Origin of the sequence: Heliorestis convoluta, from assembly GCF_009649955.1 — a bacterium.
GTDB lineage: Bacteria > Bacillota > Desulfitobacteriia > Heliobacteriales > Heliobacteriaceae > Heliorestis > Heliorestis convoluta.
This window is the reverse complement of record NZ_CP045875.1, coordinates 1989017-2007836: the sequence shown is the minus strand read 5'-3', so window position 1 is coordinate 2007836 and position 18820 is coordinate 1989017. Positions and strand designations below refer to the sequence as shown.

The 18820-nt window shown below is 41.3% G+C and carries 21 protein-coding genes; all 21 read right to left on the bottom strand.

Translation table 11 applies throughout. The features are described 5' to 3' along the window. Positions 1 to 51 precede the first annotated feature (51 nt). The 21 genes from FTV88_RS09635 to FTV88_RS15630 all read right to left on the bottom strand — a co-directional run bounded on the left by FTV88_RS09635 (position 52) and on the right by FTV88_RS15630 (position 18819). Complete coding sequence (locus FTV88_RS09635; RefSeq protein ID WP_153725434.1) at positions 52 to 423, bottom strand: hypothetical protein; 372 nt, start codon at positions 421 to 423, stop codon at positions 52 to 54. Between the two features lie 11 nt (positions 424 to 434). Next, positions 435 to 896 (bottom strand): chemotaxis protein CheD, encoded by a 462-nt coding sequence (locus FTV88_RS09630; RefSeq protein ID WP_153726603.1) that lies wholly within the window; start codon positions 894 to 896, stop codon positions 435 to 437. A gap of 54 nt (positions 897 to 950) precedes the next feature. Further along, positions 951 to 1412 (bottom strand): chemotaxis protein CheW, encoded by a 462-nt coding sequence (locus FTV88_RS09625; RefSeq protein ID WP_153726602.1) that lies wholly within the window; start codon positions 1410 to 1412, stop codon positions 951 to 953. Positions 1413 to 1425: 13 nt separating this feature from the next. After that, positions 1426 to 3531, bottom strand: coding sequence for a chemotaxis protein CheA (locus FTV88_RS09620; protein ID WP_153725433.1), 2106 nt, complete (start codon positions 3529 to 3531; stop codon positions 1426 to 1428). Between the two features lie 27 nt (positions 3532 to 3558). Continuing rightward, positions 3559 to 4707, bottom strand: coding sequence for a protein-glutamate methylesterase/protein-glutamine glutaminase (locus FTV88_RS09615; protein ID WP_153725432.1), 1149 nt, complete (start codon positions 4705 to 4707; stop codon positions 3559 to 3561). Positions 4708 to 4806: 99 nt separating this feature from the next. After that, positions 4807 to 5694, bottom strand: coding sequence for a MinD/ParA family protein (locus FTV88_RS09610; RefSeq protein WP_153725431.1), 888 nt, complete (start codon positions 5692 to 5694; stop codon positions 4807 to 4809). Next, entirely contained in the window at positions 5691 to 6887 is a 1197-nt protein-coding gene (gene flhF / locus FTV88_RS09605) for a flagellar biosynthesis GTPase FlhF (protein WP_153725430.1), read from the bottom strand. Before flhF ends, FTV88_RS09610 begins: the two co-directional genes overlap by 4 nt. A 3-nt stretch (positions 6888 to 6890) precedes the next feature. Further along, the gene (flhA, locus tag FTV88_RS09600) at positions 6891 to 8951 is read right to left on the bottom strand and encodes a flagellar biosynthesis protein FlhA (RefSeq protein WP_153725429.1); all 2061 of its coding nucleotides are present in this window, start codon (positions 8949 to 8951) and stop codon (positions 6891 to 6893) included. A gap of 74 nt (positions 8952 to 9025) precedes the next feature. Next, the gene (gene flhB / locus FTV88_RS09595; protein ID WP_243137080.1) at positions 9026 to 10105 is read right to left on the bottom strand and encodes a flagellar biosynthesis protein FlhB; all 1080 of its coding nucleotides are present in this window, start codon (positions 10103 to 10105) and stop codon (positions 9026 to 9028) included. Positions 10106 to 10136: 31 nt separating this feature from the next. Continuing rightward, positions 10137 to 10937, bottom strand: a complete 801-nt coding sequence (gene fliR, locus FTV88_RS09590; RefSeq protein ID WP_153725427.1) for a flagellar biosynthetic protein FliR — start codon at positions 10935 to 10937, stop codon at positions 10137 to 10139. Positions 10938 to 10965: 28 nt separating this feature from the next. Next, positions 10966 to 11241: a flagellar biosynthesis protein FliQ gene (gene fliQ / locus FTV88_RS09585; RefSeq protein WP_153725426.1), complete on the bottom strand. Its 276-nt coding sequence runs from the start codon at positions 11239 to 11241 to the stop codon at positions 10966 to 10968. Between the two features lie 69 nt (positions 11242 to 11310). Beyond that, a complete protein-coding gene (gene fliP / locus FTV88_RS09580; protein WP_153725425.1) occupies positions 11311 to 12084 on the bottom strand; it encodes a flagellar type III secretion system pore protein FliP in 774 nt (257 codons plus the stop codon). Next, complete coding sequence (locus FTV88_RS09575) at positions 12084 to 12749, bottom strand: flagellar biosynthetic protein FliO (RefSeq protein ID WP_153725424.1); 666 nt, start codon at positions 12747 to 12749, stop codon at positions 12084 to 12086. The genes fliP and FTV88_RS09575 overlap by 1 nt, the downstream gene beginning before the upstream one ends. Positions 12750 to 12817: 68 nt before the next feature. After that, entirely contained in the window at positions 12818 to 13180 is a 363-nt protein-coding gene (locus FTV88_RS09570) for a response regulator (protein WP_153725423.1), read from the bottom strand. Positions 13181 to 13198: 18 nt separating this feature from the next. Then, positions 13199 to 14500 (bottom strand): flagellar motor switch phosphatase FliY, encoded by a 1302-nt coding sequence (gene fliY, locus FTV88_RS09565; RefSeq protein WP_368277265.1) that lies wholly within the window; start codon positions 14498 to 14500, stop codon positions 13199 to 13201. Then, on the bottom strand, positions 14490 to 15488 hold the full coding sequence (gene fliM / locus FTV88_RS09560; protein WP_153725422.1) for a flagellar motor switch protein FliM: 999 nt from the start codon (positions 15486 to 15488) through the stop codon (positions 14490 to 14492). The genes fliY and fliM overlap by 11 nt, the downstream gene beginning before the upstream one ends. Positions 15489 to 15539: 51 nt before the next feature. After that, the gene (locus tag FTV88_RS09555) at positions 15540 to 16034 is read right to left on the bottom strand and encodes a flagellar basal body-associated FliL family protein (RefSeq protein WP_153725421.1); all 495 of its coding nucleotides are present in this window, start codon (positions 16032 to 16034) and stop codon (positions 15540 to 15542) included. 102 nt (positions 16035 to 16136) lie between these two features. Continuing rightward, the gene (locus tag FTV88_RS09550; RefSeq protein WP_153725420.1) at positions 16137 to 16361 is read right to left on the bottom strand and encodes a flagellar FlbD family protein; all 225 of its coding nucleotides are present in this window, start codon (positions 16359 to 16361) and stop codon (positions 16137 to 16139) included. A gap of 76 nt (positions 16362 to 16437) precedes the next feature. Continuing rightward, a complete protein-coding gene (locus tag FTV88_RS09545) occupies positions 16438 to 17733 on the bottom strand; it encodes a flagellar hook protein FlgE (RefSeq protein ID WP_153725419.1) in 1296 nt (431 codons plus the stop codon). A gap of 95 nt (positions 17734 to 17828) precedes the next feature. Then, complete coding sequence (locus FTV88_RS09540; protein WP_153725418.1) at positions 17829 to 18224, bottom strand: TIGR02530 family flagellar biosynthesis protein; 396 nt, start codon at positions 18222 to 18224, stop codon at positions 17829 to 17831. Then, a complete protein-coding gene (locus FTV88_RS15630; RefSeq protein WP_207707850.1) occupies positions 18217 to 18819 on the bottom strand; it encodes a flagellar hook assembly protein FlgD in 603 nt (200 codons plus the stop codon). The genes FTV88_RS09540 and FTV88_RS15630 overlap by 8 nt, the downstream gene beginning before the upstream one ends. Position 18820 lies beyond the last annotated feature (1 nt).

Sequence of the window (18820 nt, the reverse complement as noted above, 5' to 3'; positions counted from 1 at the left end):
TACCGCCCCTTCACAGATGAGTAAACTGGCCTGAGGTACCCCCATGTTTATTCACTCCTCCAGTTGCATCTTCCGGATGATTTCTGCTGCCCGGGCCGGATCTGTTGCTAACAGTTCTTCTAGTTCAGCCTCTATCTGACCTGGAACAAAAGGCTTTTCTGCAGGAATTTGTACATCAAGATTGTTTCCTTTCGATTTTTCTACGTCCTCTGGTATAGTGTGCTCTGCCAAATCATTCTTCTCTAGGATTTTCACAAAGTAAAAAGCTATGGCAAAAGTTAATCCTCCCGTTACAAGTGCTGCCACCATACTTCTAGTTAGAATTGTAGTCCAACCAATGGATGCTCCAAAAGCAACAATTGCTGTAAGTAAACCAACAAAAAGAGCCATACCAGCGGAGAACCATATGGCGACAGTAAACACCACATTTCCCCCTATAGCACTTTTTCTCCACGATCAATAGTACGTATATGCAATTTTCCTGTGCTTGTATCTAGTTCAATAGTACGACCATAATTGCCACCAGTTTCTTTCGCCAGCAAAGGTATATTTTCTCGTCTTAGATGTATAATAACCGCTTCTGCATTTCGCTCCCCAATCCGCATTACATCCGAAGAGCCGGGAAAAGCAAACATTTGTGCACCCCCAGCAATTTTTGCTACCAGGCGGCTTTTTACGGCACCTAGACGTCGCATCTCATCTATCAAAAAAGGTATCGCTGTATCTGCAAACTTTGCTTTATTATCTGAGCTTCGGGCCTGCGTTGATGCAGGGAGCATGATATGGGCTAGACCTCCGACTCGAGCTGTACCATCATAGAGACAAATTCCTATACAAGAACCTAAGCCAGAGGTCATTAGATTTTGAGGTGCTTTTGAAACTTTTAAATCGGCCATGCCCACTTTTATCAGCACGCCATCATCATCCCTTCACTCCGAGCAGTGCCATGTTCAATCGTTTTCGATTAAAGCTTCTATGGCTAAAATTTTTTCAATATTGATCAAAATTAAAAGACGTTCTTCAATCTTACCAACACCATAAATATAGTCTTGATCTAAAGAACTTTGCAATCCTGGTGGTGGTTCGATATTATCATTCGGTAAGCTAATGACTTCTGATACGCCATCGACGATAACACCTACAGTGATGTCTTTTACTTTAACTATAATAATTCGAGTTCTATCGGTTGTTTCTCGGGGAGGTAGAGAAAAGCGTTTGCGCAGGTCGATGACTGGCACAACGTTTCCTCTTAAGTTAATTACCCCTTCAACATAAAAAGGTGCTTTGGGAACCCGTGTTATTGTCAGCAAGCGATTAATCTCTTGGACATAGTGAATATTAACAGCATATTCCTCGCCATCTAACATAAAGGCTACCAGTTGAGATTCATCATAAATGTCTGCCTTTTCCATCATCGTCACCTCTTTACAAGAGAGTTCCTACATCAAGAATTAAGGAAACATGGCCATTGCCTAAAATTGCAGCACCTGCTATGCCACAGATGCCTTGAAGTAATTTACCAGGTGATTTAATAACAATTTCTTGCTGACCAATTAAGGAATCAACAATCAATCCAGCCTTCTTTTCTCCCTTGCGTACCACTACAACATAGAGCTCCTCTGTATGGCTATTTACACGGGGAACTTCTAAGACTTGATCAAGACGTACTAGCGGAAGAACTTGGCCTCGTAATAAGACGACTTCTTGATTTTGTACTTTCTTAATATGCTCTTGTTCAATGCTCGTTGTCTCGTCAATGGCTCCTAATGGAATAGCGTATATCTCATCGCCTACATTTACAAGCAGTGCTTGAATAATAGCCAGGGTTAAAGGCAATCGGATCTTAAACTTGGTTCCTTTGTTAACTTGGGTCTCAATCTCTACAGAACCACTTAATGATTCAATCTTTGTTCTAACTGCATCTAGACCAACACCACGACCGGAAACATCGGATACTTTTTCAGCTGTTGTAAAGCCCGCCATCCAGATGAGGTTAACAGCTCCTTGATCATCCAGTTGCTCTGCTTCTTTCGCTGTAATGAGACCTTTTTGGATTGCTTTATTTCTCAGTTTTTCTGGATTAATACCTTGACCATCATCTTCCACTTCTATAACAACATTGTTGCCTTCATGCTTGGCTACAAGGCGCAAAACCGCTTCAATCGATTTGTTTTTCTGACGGCGAACTTCTGGTAGCTCTATTCCATGGTCAATGGCATTACGAATTAAGTGCACCAAAGGATCACCAATTTCGTCTATAACGGTACGATCAAGCTCTGTATCTTTGCCTTCAATAATTAAGTTGATTTCTTTGCCCAATTCTTTAGCTAGGTCACGGACCATGCGAGGAAATCTATTAAACACTTGCTCAATTGGAACCATACGCACTTTCATCACCACTGTTTGCAAATCTGTGGTGATGCGATCAATATGTTCTATTGTTTCGTTCAATTCTGCCAGATTGCTTGTTGTTGAGATTTGCTCTAGTCTTGTTTTGCTGATGACCAATTCTCCGACTAGATTCATCAAATTATCCAGTCTCTCTATATCTACACGAACTGTTGGGTTTGTTTTGGTTCTTTTTGCATTTTCATTGCCTGTTTGAACTGCTTTTGATGTTTTTTTCGCATCCTTGTCATCTTTCTGAAGCACGAGATCTTCTGAACTGATAATATTTTCTGTCGCTTCATCGTGAGACAATGATATTTCTACTGCTTTTTTCGCTTTTACTTCGTCAATATTAATCTCTGAAACAGAATTGACTTTGACTTCAGCAATACTTTCAAGCAATTTTATGACCTGTTCTCTACTATCAGGTGTTACAACGACAACCTCAAAATCTCTATCAAATTTTTCATCTTCTAGCTCTTGTGCCGTGGGAACTGACTTAATGATTTCTCCTGATTCTTCTAAGTTGCGAAAAACCATAAAAGCCCGAGCCGCTTTCATTACACATCCTGCATCTAGTTCTATTTGAAGATGAAATGCATTCATTTGTTTGCGGTCTGCTTCTTTCAGAATTGTTAAGTCATATTGATTGATGTTAAAGAAGTCTAGTAAAGTCTCCTGCTCTTCTATCTTAGTATTTTTTTTCTTGTCACTGTCTTCTATTTCTTTTCTTTCTCTGATGCTTGGAACTACATTTTTCAATCCGCCTGTGCCAGCTTGGCGCAATAAGGCAACAAGCTCTTCTACATTCCCTTTACTATCATCGCCACTAACAATAGCATCTACCATACTCTCTAAAGAGTCTAAGCACCGAAAAAGCAAGTCTATTACAACAGTGGTTACTGCTTCTGGCGTGCCTCTTAGATAAGATAGTACGTTCTCCATCTCATGAGTAAGTTCTGCAATGCCTTCAAATCCCATTGTTGCTGACATGCCTTTAAGCGTGTGAGCAGAGCGAAATATCTCGTCTAGTACAGAAACGTTGTGGGGATTGTCTTCAAGCTCTAAAATTTTTTGATTCAGAGCTTGAAGATGCTCACGCGATTCTTCCAAAAACATATCAAGGTATTGGGACATATCCATGTTGTCCACACCTCCACAGTTATCAATCTAGCGTTCCCTAATGGCTTTTGTAATCTCATCAGCCATTTCAGTAAGTGGAACCACTTTGTCTATATTCCCTGATTCAATGGCTACTTTTGGCATACCATAGACGATACAGGTGGAAGCATCTTCGGCAATCGTTTTCCCTTGACGTTCTTTAATACCTCTTACACCTTCTGTGCCATCACTGCCCATTCCAGTCATGATTACACCAACTATTTTAGACCAAAAGTTTTCAACGACTGATGACATCATCACGTTTACAGAAGGTCGATGACCGCTTGCAGGAAGTTCTTGCGTTAAACGAACCCATAGTTGTTTACCGAAACCTGGTTTTTCTGTTCGATGAACCTTTAGATGGTAGTCTCCTGGTGCTATGTAGACAACACCAGGTCGTATTTCCTCGTTATGCTCGGCTTCTTTTACTTTTAGAGGTGAGTTGGCGTCAAGACGTTCTGCAAGCGAACGGGTAAAGCCGGGAGGCATATGCTGAACAACAAGTACAGCTGCATCTAAAGTTAAAGGAAGCTTTGGGATCACTTCATAGAGCGCTTTCGGTCCACCTGTAGAAGTGCCGATTAAGACTATTTTATTTAATATACCTTGATGTTGCGTTGTTTTTTCTGTAGAAACTGTTGCTTCCTGTACTTCTGAAGAATAAGCTTTTTCTGGTATTGGAAAAATCTTTGGCTTTGTGGAAGAAGAACCGAAAGGCACAAATGCTTTTTTGTGAGGGAGAGATTTTGGACGCACTTTTGCAACAGCAGCAACTTTGATTTTGCCAAGAAGCTCTTCTTTCACTTTATGAATATCCAGTGAGATAGTCCCTGACGGTTTAGGTACGAAGTCAACTGCACCTTTTTGTAAAGCTTGCATCGTCGCTTCTGCACCTTTTTGAGTTAAACTTGAGATCATTATCACAGGTAATGGTTTGTCACTCATGATTCTTTCTAAAGTGGAGAGTCCATCGAGAATGGGCATTTCTATGTCCAAAGTTACAACATCTGGTGCTAACTGCTCAAGCTTTTGTAATGCGTCCTGACCGTTACGTGCTGTTCCCACAACAGTCATACCGGGCTCAGAGGTTATCATATCAGATATCATTTTACGCATAAAGGCTGAGTCATCAACGACCAATACCTTAATAACTGGCATGTTATCACTCCTGGCCAAATGGGGTTAGATTAAACTATTCACCAGAATATAAAGATCTTCCACGTTACTAAGTTTTTTTCCTGCCCTTTTTCGCTCGACTTATCTAAAAAAGCTTTTCATGCGGTGAAACAGGCGCGTTAAGGTACCATGCGTTTCTGTTTTGCTAGGTGCATTACATAGCGTAGCTGCTAAACGTGAAATGGCCAAGGAAGCGCCTGCATTTTCATTTTGGAGATAAAAAGGCTTTTGATTTTTTACAGATCGAGAAACGATAGGATCATCAGGAATATAACCTATAACAGTAATATCTCTATTTAGAAACTGTCGTACGGCCACAACTAATTTTTGCGAAACTGCATTGCCTTCTTTTTCATTCTCCACTCTATTAATAACAAGTGATATGGGAATCTTTTTTTGTACCATTTCAACAGATTTAATGAGACCATAGGCGTCCGTAATCGCTGTTGGCTCTGGCGTTGTTAAGACAATTAATTCATCGGCAGCGTATATGTAAGAAAGTACATTTCTTGATATACCTGCTCCTGTATCAATTAAAAGTACATCTACTGTTCCATCTAATTCAGCGAGTCCTTCAATGAATCGATCTAGATCAGGCGCTTCCAAATTGGCTAGTTCTACAATACCAGATCCACCTGATATTAAGCTAATTCCTTTAGGTCCTGTTGTTACTACTTCTGAAAGCTTTTTCTCTCCTCTAATTACATGATAGAGATTATAAGGAGGTACTTTTCCCAATATAACATCAATGTTAGCCATACCCATATCAGCATCAAGAATCAATACCCGTTGGCCATAGTCAACGAGAGCCAATCCTAAGTTTAGGGTCAAGTTGCTTTTCCCTACGCCACCTTTACCGCTAGAAATACAGATAATGCGTGTTGGGGTTTCTTTTCCTTCTATCTCATATTCTACTTGTTGGCGCATGTTGTTCATCATGATACGTAGTTTTTCTGCTTGATCTTTCATAGGTCCGTCTCTCCACAAATTAGTTTAGCAAGTTTATTCGTATCAGCGATTTCCATATCATCTGGAACATTTTGTCCTGTTGTAACATATGAAACAGGCTTCTTGGTTTTATGCAAGATATTTAAAATCGATCCGTAGTGATTCGTTTCATCTAATTTGGTGAAGAGATAACGATCAATATTTAAGAATGAAAAACGTTCGATGATTTTTTCTAAGTCTGCATATTTGGTTGCCAAAGATAAAACAAGCATCACTTTAGAGTGGGGGTAGGCATCAGCAAATCCTTTTAGTTCTTCGATTTGCTCATCATTTTTATAACTTCTTCCAGCTGTATCAATTAAAAGTAGATCTTTATCGCGATGACGTAAAATGGCCGCATCTAATGCATCAGGTGTAAAAACAACATCGACAGGTACACCAATTATCTCGCCAAAAGTTTTTAGTTGCTCTACCGCTGCGATTCTGTAAGTATCAACGGTAATAAGGCCTACTTTACGTTTATCAACAATTGAAAATGTAGCAGCAAGCTTTGCGACCGTTGTCGTTTTTCCTACACCAGTTGGTCCTACCAGAATAAAAATTTCTTGGCGATTCCCATCAGCTGTAAAGAATGGCTTTGCAGTACCTAACATTTTCTTAATCTTATCGTGTAATCTTTGTCTTAAAAGGAACTCCTGATCTTTGTAGGTATCACCGACTTCTCGGTATATTTCGGTGATAATATTCTGGGCTAGCTTTGGATCTACTTCATTATCAACAAGCTCTTTTTGAAGCTGCTGAAATTCTGACGGTAACTCATTTTTATCTCTTGTCAGACGCTGAAGAATTTCACCCATCATGGTTTTCATTTGGCTAATTTCTTTTTTTACACCATCATCGTTTGACTTTTGCGGTAGTAATAGTTTGGAATCCTTCCAACTTTCTGATCTCGCAGTTTTGTCATTTTCTAGTGCTGCTAAGGCTTCTTCTACGACCGGTTGTAGTTTTGGAGGGTTTGTCGCTTTTTTCTTTGCGCCAACAGGAATATTCTCTATGGCGCCTGTAACTTCAAACATTTCTTTGGCGAAGAAGCCCATGATGCCACCTTCTTTAATTTTACGAGTGTGTAAAATTACGGCATCTTGACCCATTTCTGATTTCATCTTATTCATGGCTTCTTGCATCGTTTTGGCAACAAAACGTTTTACACGCACAGACTAGCTCACCATCCCAATTGTTTGGATTTCATAGTTCGTTCCAACTTCGTTATAAGATAAAACTGTTAGCTGCGGAACAACTCTTTCTGTTAAACGCTTAAAGTATAGACGTACAATGGGTGCGCAAAGCACGATTGGTTGGTATCCTAATTGAGAGACTCGCTCCACTTCGCTAACCAAAGCGCTTAAGATTCTCTGTGCTTGTGTTGGATCGAGGGCTAAATAGGTACCATGTTCTGTCTGTTCAATCGATTCTCTGATCTGATTCTCTAAGGATGGATCTAAAGCGATCACTGATAATTGATTCGTTCCAGGTACGATATAGGTTTTTACAATTTGACGAGCTAAGGATTGTCGTGCATATTCAATCAATACATCGTTGTCTTTCGTCATTCTAGCATGATCAGCCAGAGATTCCATAATTGTGACCAGATCTCGAATGGGCACTCGCTCTTTTAATAATCCTGAGAGTACTTTTTGAAGTTCACCGATGGTCATAAGATCAGGAATTAGTTCTGCCACGACAGCGGGATGACTTTGTTTTACATGGTCAACGAGTGACTGCACATCTTGACGACCCATTATCTCATGGGCATGTGATTTGATAACTTCTGTTAGATGAGTCGCTACCACACTCGGTGGATCTACAACAGTATATCCAGCTAGCTCTGCTTGATCTTTTATGTCTGTCGTAATCCATTTGGCGGGCAAGCCGAAGGCAGGCTCGATGGTTTCTATACCTGAGATTGTATCATCTTCAAAGCCCGGTGACATGGCCAGATAGTGATCGAGCAATAATTCACCACTAGCTACTTCGACTCCTTTTATTTTGATCGAGTATGTATTCGGCTTTAGTTGCATATTATCACGCAAACGAATTGGCGGTACAACAAGACCTAATTCTAAAGCACATTGCCTTCTAATCATAATGACTCGATCCAGTAAATCGCCGCCTTGTTGAGCATCTACAAGAGGGATAAGAGCATAACCCATTTCTAATTCTAAAGGATCTACGTTTAATAAAGAGATTACATTTTCTGGTTTTTTGATCTCTTCCATTTCTTCCTCTTGTGCTTTCTCTACTTCCGCGACCGCTGTTTTTTCCTCGGATTTCATCATGCGATAGCCTAGGATAGCTAGTAGAATGCTGATGGTGAAGAAAGGAAGAGGGGGCAAGCCAATGGTACCAAGCAAGGCGAGTAAACCTGCGGCAATAAAAAGAACTTTCGGCCTGCGAAAAAGCTGAGAGGTAAGATCTTGACCTAAGTTTCCTTCGGAAGCAGCTCTCGTGACAATGATACCCGTAGCGATTGAGATTAATAAGGCTGGAATTTGCGTAACAAGACCATCACCGACTGTAAGCAATGTATAAACACTGGCTGCTTCACCGATGGACATGCCTCTTTGAAGGACACCAATAATAAATCCTCCAATAATATTGACGATAACGATAACAATCCCTGCAATGGCGTCGCCTTTTACAAACTTAGTTGCACCATCCATAGCACCATAAAAGTCTGCTTCTCTCTGTATATCTTTACGCCGTTGCTTGGCATCACTTTCGTTAATCAAACCTGCGTTCAGATCTGCATCTATAGCCATCTGTTTCCCTGGCATAGCGTCCAAAGTAAAGCGTGCCGCTACTTCGGCTACCCTCTCTGATCCTTTGGTGATAACGATAAATTGAATCACCACAAGGATCAAGAAAATAATAAAGCCAACAATAACAGAACCGGCTAGAACAAAGGAGCCGAATTTGGCAATTACCTGTCCAGCATATCCGTCGAGAAGAACGAGTCGTGTAGAAGAAACGTTCAAGGACAGTCGAAAAAGTGTTGTTATCAATAGTAAAGATGGAAATACAGATATCTCTAAAGTCCCTTTAATAAACATGGTTGATAACAAGATAAGCATGGCTATAGTGATGTTAAAGATCAGGAGCATGTCTAATATAACAGGGCTTAGAGGGATGATCATCATAATGACCGTCGTCAGAACAGCAACAGCAACTACTATATCTGAATATCGAAAAGACTGGTTTGGCGCCTCCATTTGGGCCATCTAAACTCTTCCTTTCCCGGTGCATCACCATAATGGTTGCTACCTATCATGCCTCTTTCTGAAAAAAGACATTTCTATGCTTTTTTCTGCTTCAACCGGAAAACAAAAGCAAAGACTTCCGCCACAGCCTGAAATAGTTCCGCAGGCACTTGCTGCCCAATGTCAACGGTGCGATAAAGAGTCTGCGCCAAAGGCTTATCTTCCACCATTGGTATTCCATGTGCCTGGGCAACTTCCTTTATTTTTTGAGCAAGAAAATCTTGTCCTTTGGCAATGACACGAGGGGCTGTCATAGAAGTACCATCATATTTTAAGGCTATCGCAAAATGCGTAGGGTTGGTAATAACCACATCAGCTTGTGGCAACTCTTGCATCATGCGCCGCATGGCTGCTTCTCTCATTCTTTGTCGAATTTTACTACGGATCTGCGGATCTCCTTCCGCTTGTTTGTGTTCATCTTTAACTTCTTGTTTACTCATTTTTATGGACTCTTCATGAGAGTAACGCTGATACCATAGATCAATGGCAGCTACAAAAATTAGTAAGAGAGCAACACGCCAACCGACATCAAAACCAATCTTAGCCATAATTGAGACGGCCGTCGCTATATCCATTCCTATCATTTTAGGGAATATATATAGATTCTCCATGATTACCATGTAGACTACATAGCCCACGAAGGTTACTTTCAAAAGTGATTTTAATAGCTCAACAAGAGCTCTTTTGGAAAAAATTCTTTTAAATCCTGACAAAGGATTGATTCGATTCCACTTTACTTTGATGGCTTCCGTAGAAAATAAAAAACCTACCTGTAGATAACTTGCCGTTATTCCAGCAACCATGGCTACAAGTAAGAAAGGTGCTACCAACAGAGCGGAAAGGATCGTAACATCGAGCCCGATTGCGAGAACTGTTGTGGGCGTAAGTGTTACGCCTGTCACAACGCCGAGAATATGAGAAGTAAGTCGCTGAATTCCATCCATGGTATATTGACCGAGAAAAAAGAGTGTAATAAAAGTGACAAGCAAAATTAAAGCAGAGTTGATTTCTTGACTTTTCGCAACTTGGCCTTTTTTACGAGCATCTTGTTTCTTTTTTGGCGTTGCTTTTTCTGTTTTCTCTCCCGCAAACCATTGGAGGTCCCATTTTACCACGATGGGTCAATCCTTTATCAATTTCTTTTGATTAGCGAACCAGAATAGATAAAAAGCCTTCTACATGGGATAGGGAGATATAGAAAAGGTGACCTAAGCTTTCAATATAAAAAGGAATCAGTACCCATAGGAAGAAAATTCCAATACCAATCTTTAAGGGTAAACCAATAACAAACAAGTTAAGCTGCGGCACCGTTCGCGCCATAATGCCTAAAGCAATATCGGTCGTGAGGATAACACCTATAATTGGCAAGGCCAACTGCACAGCAATTAAAAATATACTAACAAAAAGATGAACGATGTACGCCGCGAGACTGCTTGCGATGTCACCAGTAAAAGGTCCTAAACCTACGGGAATAAGCCGGAAGCTATCGGCTAACACTTGAATAATAAGAAGATGGCCATCGTAAAGAACAAATAGAAACAGCGCTACCATTTGGAGAAAGAGACCCGTCATAGGAACCTGCGTTCCCCACATCGGATCAGCCACGTTAATAATACCAAAACCCAATTGGTAATCAATGAACTGGCCGGCCGTCATGATAGCTGCAAACATTAATTGAAAGATAAAACCAATGGACAATCCTATAACTACTTCTTGAACGACGGTAACAGTAAAGTGAAAAAGATCAGTCGGTACCTCTGGGTATCTACTTTCCGGCATAGCGAGAAAAAGTGTTAATGCAACAAAAAAAGCTAGTCCTATTTTAGCGATGTTGTTAAAACCAGGCGTGTTGAAAATAGGCGCCATCACCAGAATACCAGCAACCCTGGTCATCATCATCAATAACACATCAAGGTGAACTAGTACATTGGGGATGACTGTTTCCACGCGTTATAATCCCTTTCTCGTTAATAATTTATCGTATAAAGGTATAGAGATGTAACTCTCCAAGCAACTGACCTGTATATTGAAGCATGCTTTGCAACAACCAAGGGCCTAAGATAAAAATAATGAGGAATACGCCAATAATCTTGGGAACAAATGCAAGCGTTGCTTCTTGAATCTGTGTGGTAGCCTGGAATAAGCTAATGGCCAGTCCAATCACAAGACTTCCTGCCAAAATCGGTGTACCAATCGTCAATACTGCCACGAGGGCATCACGAGCCAATTGTATAACAACATCTTGTGGCATGGTCTTCCCTCCCCCTGTTGAAAACGAATTGAGCCTTCCTTGATCTATTGAGTGTCAATAGGAAAAGGTTCATTGAAAACTGAGTACAAGAGAGCGTACGATAAGATACCAGCCGTCAACAAGAACGAAGACGAGTACTTTAAAAGGTAATGAAATCATCATGGGGGGTAACATCATCATCCCCATCGACATGAGCACGGAGCCAACGATCATATCTATCACAATAAAAGGTAGATAAATGATAGCACCAATCTGAAATGCTGTCTTCAATTCACTCAATATAAAAGCAGGGATTAAAACTCTCGTCGGTATATCTCGATACGTTTCTGGTTGTTCAATTTCTGCCATATTTACAAAGAGTGCCAGATCTTTTTCTCTTGTTTGTTTCAGCATAAATTCGCGAAGAGGGTCAAGCGCTTTTTCTAGCGCTTCATCTTGTGTTAACTCACCAGCTATGTAAGGCTGTAATGCCTCTTCATTGATGGCAGACCACGTTGGAGCCATGATAAAAAAGGTTAGAAATAAGGCGAGTCCAATCAAAACTTGATTGGGTGGCATTGTTTGAGTGGCCAGTGCGGTACGAGTAAAGTTCAAAACAACAATGATGCGAGTAAACGATGTCATCATAATCAAGATGGCTGGTGCTAGTGAAAGAATCGTTAGTAGAAAAAGTACTTGTAGACTTTTAGATACTTCTACAGGGTCGTCAGTGCCTTCCACTCCAATTGAAATCGTTGGAATGGGTAAAGGATTGGCCAGCCCTTCTGTAGGCAAGAGGAATAGAAATAATAACAAATATAAGGGCAAAGCGAAGAAGGCACCTCTGCCGAACAGGGACTTCATTACATCTTCTCTCCTTCTTTGGAGCCTTTATGGTTATTCTGCCTTTCATCTCCCATCTGTAGGGAATTCAATCGATTGATTTGTCTTATCATTTCACTATGAAAAGATAATTCCTTTTTGCTTTCTTCTTCTCTTTTTGTTTTAGCAGCAAAGTTGCGAATATCAGAGATAAGATTGGGAATTTTGGGTTCTTGTCGCTCTTCTAGGGAACGACGAATTGATTCAATTTTATTCGGATCGTTAATTTCCATAATGGGCTGAATCGATTGATCTGTTACAGCAAGGACGACGTATTTGCCAGCGATCTCTGTGATATATAAATTCTTATTAGGTCCTAATGAAACTTGATCATGTACGGCAAGCCATTCTCCTTTTGGTAAAAAAGCTTTTCTTGTTCCTTTTACATATCGCAGGACTATCCCGGCGACTATTGCTAATATGGAAAGAGTGATAATCAGCCGAAAAACAACTTCTCCTGTACCTGGCATGCTTTCTGAACGGTCTTCAAAAGTCATTGACGATGGATAAAGCCGTTCTTGCATGGTCCCACTTTCTACCTCAGAACTAGCCAAGGCGCTAAGTGGGTTTATGAGTACAAAGAGAAGTACGAAGAAAAATACCAGGCCGCCGACGATTCGGCGGCCAGAATGCCCATATACATTCATAAATGTCCCGCCTAACCTGGAGAGAAAATTAGAGTACAAATAAAGGTACAAGCTATGATTTGTTGCGATTAGCCAATTGCTTTTTTTACAGCTTCTAAGACTCTATCAGGCTGAAAGGGTTTTACAATAAAATCTTTGGCACCAGCTTGAATGGCATCGATGACCATTGCTTGCTGACCCATGGCACTGCACATGATGATTCTAGCACTAGGATCAACTTTTCGAATGGCACGAACAGCATTAATACCATCCATTTCTGGCATGGTGATATCCATTGTTGTTAGATCTGGTTTTAGTTCTTTCCATTTTTCTACGGCAACTGCCCCATTCTCTGCTTCTCCAACAACTTCATAACCATTTTTCGTTAGAATATCTTTGATCATCATACGCATGAAAGCAGCATCGTCGACAATCAAAATACGATTGGCCATGATCACTTCATCCTCCGTTTACTGTAGATTTCCTATCCGCTCAATGGGATTTACAATGTCTGTGATGCGGACACCAAAATTTTCATCGATGACAACCACTTCGCCTTTGGCCACCAGCTTTCCATTCACCAAGATATCGACAGGTTCACCAGCAATTTTATCTAATTCAATGACGGAACCTGTTCCCAACTCTAAAATGTCTCGAATTGTTTTTTTTGCTTTGCCAAGCTCAACAGTTACTTGTAATGGTACATCCATAATTAGGTTCAGATTGCCCATATCTTTGCTGGTCTGTTGTCCTTGTAGAGGTGAAAATTGAACGGGTTGTACAGGAACTGCAGATGGCGATGGTGGTGGTGATGGTGGTGTAGGATACATCATACCCTGCGGGTGATGATGCTGTCCATAGCCAGGCGGTGGTCCGTAGTAGTAATGGGGCGGCGGCATGGCAGCTCCACTATAAGGATCTTGACCAAAGTTGGGCGGTCCTTGCATAGGATGTTCCGGTGGCTTCGGTGCGGGATTGGGTGCTGCTGCTATAGGAGGCGGTGCTTGCGCACCAGGAAGGTCATAAATGGGTGTTCCTCCGTAAGAGCTTGGCGCTTCTGTAGTCATAGATGCAGCAGACTCTTCTTCATCTCCCATTAACCCTTTGGTCAAGGCTTTGGCAAAAGGTATAGGGTAAATCTGCATCAGTTCACTATCAACTAACCCTTCAATGACCATTCGAAAAGAAACTTTTATGACAGGGTCACTTTGGGGATGTTGCAAATCTTCACTGGAAAAATCAACTTTGTTTAGCTCTGGTGGTGATATATCGATTTTTTTGTTTAACATGGTAGCCATAGAAGTTGAGGCTGAGCCCATCATCTGGTTCATTGCTTCAGAGATAGCACTAAAATGCAATTCCGTTAACTCTGGCGGTGGTGTTACGCCATCACCACCCATCATCAAATCAGCAATGACTGCTACGTCTTCTTCTTTGATGACAAGTACGTTGTTACCTTCCAGCCCTGCCGTATAGTGTACATCTACTACGATGAAAGGAGCAGGATATTCTTTTTGTATCGTCGATTTCCTTGTAATTGATACTCTTGGTGTGGTGATTTCTACTTTTTTGCCAAGCAGTGTCGATAAGGTTGTTGCAGCAGTCCCCATAGAGATGTTGGCAATCTCACCAAGAACATCTTTTTCCATGTCACTTACATTGTTTTCGGGTTCTGTTGCATTAGAAAAACCTTCTGAAGAGGAAGGTTCCTGATCGGCTCCTTTTAGTAGGGCATCTATTTCTTCTTGAGAAAGAACACCACTACTCATCATTTATCTCAACTCCTTCATCGAAGGTAGAGGTGATCTGTACACCTAGTTTTGAACCGACCACACCAGGCCGTCCTAAATACTTTTTGCGTTGACCTACCATTATGACAAGTTCTTCAGAAACTTGATTGTCTAGTTGGATTACATCACCTTTTTGAAGATCGAGCAATTCACTTACGTTCAATGTGGTTTGACCTAGCAATACGGTAAGGGGTACTTCAGCTTTTTGTAATCGCGCTCGTAAAGCGTCTAGTTGTTCTTGCGTCCGCCCTTTGGCTGAGCTGGAAAACCAGAAGTGGGCACTAAGCTTGCTAATAATGGGCTCTAGCAATATATAAGGCAAGCAGATGTTAATCATGCCCTCAGTCTCACCAATACGACAGTCCAAGGTTACTAGGACGACCATCTCTGTAGGTGCCACGATTTGAACAAATTGTGGATTTGTTTCTATTACTTCTAAGCTAGCATGAATTTGAGCAATATTTTCCCATGCTTCTGTGAAGTTATCCAACATTCTTCTCGTCGTTTTCTGAAAAACAGATTGTTCAATTTCTGTTAAGCCTCGAATCTTGTTCGGAGGTTGTCCAGTGCCTCCGAAAAGACGATCAATAATAGAAAAAGCAATACTAGGATTTACTTCCATGATACCATTGCCTTCTAAGGGCGTCATCTTAAAAATATTAACAATCGTTGGGTTGGGTATGGAACGAATAAATTCCTCATAAGTCAATTGGTCGACCGACATGACTGATATTTGAACAAGTGTCCGTAAGTGTGCAGAAAAGTATGTAGTTAAACTGCGACAGTAGTTTTCATAAATAACTTGCAGAGTGTGAATCTGATCTTTTGAAAACTTATTCGGTCTTTTAAAGTCGTAGAGGCGTACTTTGTTGGCCAAGTCTTCTTGCTTTACTTCATCGGCCGTAACTTGACCACTGGCAAGGGCGTTTAATAGAGCGTCAATTTCCGATTGTGACAGAACGTCGCCCATTGATGTACCCTCACCTCCTCTTGCTTAAACCTTGCGTCATTCTGTTGCACCTTATTGATAAACGAGGTCTACAAAGTAGACATTTCGAAATCTATCGGCCCCAAATTGTCTGTTTAACGAGATAAGAATTTCCCTTTTTACCCTTTCTCTTCCTTCGTGGCTTTGAAACTCTTCAACCGACTTGGCACTTAATACTGATAGTATTCGATCGCGAACTATAGGAAGCTGTTCGTCTAATTCAGAAATTACTTTTTCATCTCTTTTTTGCATATTCAACTCTAAGGAGATCTGTGTTATAAGGTATCTTCTTCCACCCGGATCGGCTAAGTTCGTTCTGAACTCTCCGCCTGGATCATAAAGCACACCGGGCGCCCTTACAGGTTCTTGTACCGTTGAGTCGCCGAACAAGCCTCCTGGTGATAGAAAGAAGAGAAATGCACCGATGGCGATGACAGTTGTAACAAGCATTACCGATACAATTATGGCAATAAGCTTTATATTTATAGAGGACTTTTTCTTTTCTTCATTTTTTTCATTATCAGCCATCTCTGCAGAAGCGCTCCTTCCTGAGTTATACTGGCCTTGCGCTTGCTTTCGCTACGAAAAAGCCGACTCTTATTCATTATATATTCATTCTAGGCTTTCTCGCTAGCTCCTTCTTTTTTCTTCGAGGGGATCATTGGAATCAATGCCTCTGTGATAAGCTTTTTTGTAAAATATGACACGTGCAATTACTTCATCTACTGATTCTGTAATGAGAACTTTTTTGCCTGTCGTTAGAGTGAGTAAGGTATCCGGTGTTGATTCGATAAACTCAATGAGGTCCGCATTGACAACCATTTCACGCTGGTTCAATCGAGTTACCTTAATCATGTGCCCTAGCCTCCTCGGCTTTTAATAGGAAAGCGAGCGGATTTGAGGCTCAAACCCGCTCGCTCTCTAGAGCAAGTTATCGTTTGAGATTAACCAGTTCTTCAATCATTGTGTCAGAGACGGTAATAATGCGATTGTTTGCCTGGAAACCACGCTGGGTAACAATCATATCTGTAAATTCTTGGGCTAGATCAACATTAGACATTTCCAAGGCACCAGGGATAATAGAGCCACGGCCACCAGAGTTGGCAGTTCCAATGTTAGCTTCACCGGTTGCGTTTGATACACTATAAAGGTTGTCTCCGAGCTTCGTTAGGCTTGAAGGATTGTTGAAGGCAGCTATGGCCACTTGTGCCAATCGCATGTTTTTACCGTTTGAATAGGAGCCTGTAACGGTGCCTGTTGCATCGACATTGAGCGCCTGCAGCTCACCAGCACGATAACCATTTCGTTCTGTTACAACAGCCGTTGATTCGCCTGCTGTTTGTCTAAGATTGGATAAATCAATATTTACGGTTAGGTCTTCTTCTCCCATCTCTCCATCCTCATCTAGAGCAGGTATTGCAATACCTGCTAATGTTAGTTGAATTGATGCGATATCAGGTCTTCCATTTAAGTCAAATCGAAGCACTACATTACCGGCATCTGGGTCAGCACCCTCTTCATCTTCCATAGTAATACTATGACCATTTGATGCTGCTACTGTCCAAACAGTTTCGGGATCAGCATCTTCTCCTTCCGATGTTGTTTTGTAAAAATCTAGTTTTACAGGGTGAGAATTCCCAAGGCTGTCAAAGACCTGAAACTCAATTGTGTGCACTTCTCCATAAGTTTTCGTGGAGTCCAAGTTCCCTCCAATACTAGCCCTATCCGTAGCGGCTGGTAGCATTAGCTTTTTCTCTGCCAAACTTATGCCTGTGAGTACCGTGTCTCTTTCTTCTGATTCATTAAACATATAGCCTTGCACTAACATGCCATTGGACGTGTTAATGAGATTCCCTACCGCATCAAAATCAAAAGCGCCTGCTCTTGTGTAGACTTCACCACCTAAGCCATTGTCTAAAATAAAGAAGCCATCGCCTTGAATGGCTAGATCTGTATTTTTCCCTGTACCCTGGGGATTAGAGCCTGTATGAACTGTTTCAATGGTGGCTACATTCATTCCTAAACCAACTTGCATTGGATTGGTGCCGCCTCTTCCTTCTTGCGGTGCCGACGCACCTCGAACCGTCTGGTTCAAAACATCTTGAAAGGTAACACGACTTTTCTTAAATCCCAAAGTATTAACGTTGGCGATGTTGTTACCAATTACGTCCATGCGCGTCTGATGGTTCCTCAAAGCAGTAACGCCTGAGTATAAAGAACGCATCATATCTTTATGACCCCCATTTATGTTTTGCGACCTTATCTCCCTATGACTGCTTCTATCGCTCCACAGTCTAGGCTTCCTCCTAGAGGTCCGGCCTCTTATTCTGGGATGATAACGGCGCTATCAATTTTTGTGAATACATTATCTTTCAGTTGATTTCCATGGGCTGCTGTAATCACTGTACGATTTTGAATTGATACGACTAAGGCCAGATCCTTCATCATGACCAGCGCTTCTTTTGCGCCTTTGCTTTCAGCTTTACAAAGCGCTTCTGTAAGTTGTGTCATCTCTTTTTCACCAAACGAAATATTCCTTTGGTTCAATCGTTGCTGCGCATGAGATGAAAACTTAACCTTACTCGCTTCTTGATGTAAGATTTTCTGAAAGCTGTCCTTATCGGTATGGTTCGAGGTCTTTGTCGAACTTTTACCTGTGCTTGTTGCTTTTCCCACACCGGGAATCATGGGTTGAGGATGAAAAAAAGGTTTATCCATGGTCCTTCATCGCCTCTTCTCCCATCTCTTTCGGCAAAGTCGGGACTTCTACTGGCTCTTTCTTGGTCATAACTTTGCTAACTTCTTCCAAGCGCACAGCACGAGTCACCGATTGTTCACCCTTCACAAACTGTACTTGTAAAACCGGTTGACCTTGCTCAAATTTTACGCCTCGTACTTCTCCCTGCACCAATTCTGTGAAAGCCCGACCTTCTTCGTCGTATATCGTTTTTCCCTGTCCGTCTCTTTGCATCGTCAGTGCTTCGACTTCTTTACCAATAAAACTTACAGCCTGTGCTACATAGTTTTCATGTAGCATTTTCATTTGTGCTTCTTTCAGTTCCATAAAACCTTCTGCCATGTTTTGCATCTGTTCTAAAGAACTAAATTGGGCCATCTGCGCAATAAACTCTTTGTCTTCCATAGGCTTCATAGGATCTTGGTATCTCAATTGTGTAACCAACAATTTCAAAAAGTCATCTTTGCCCATCACAGTATTGTTTTTCTCTGTTTTAAGGGTTTGGGACAGGGGGCTTGCGCCGATTGTATGTTGTTGATTGTATAGGACACTCTTTTCACCTCCAATAGATAACATT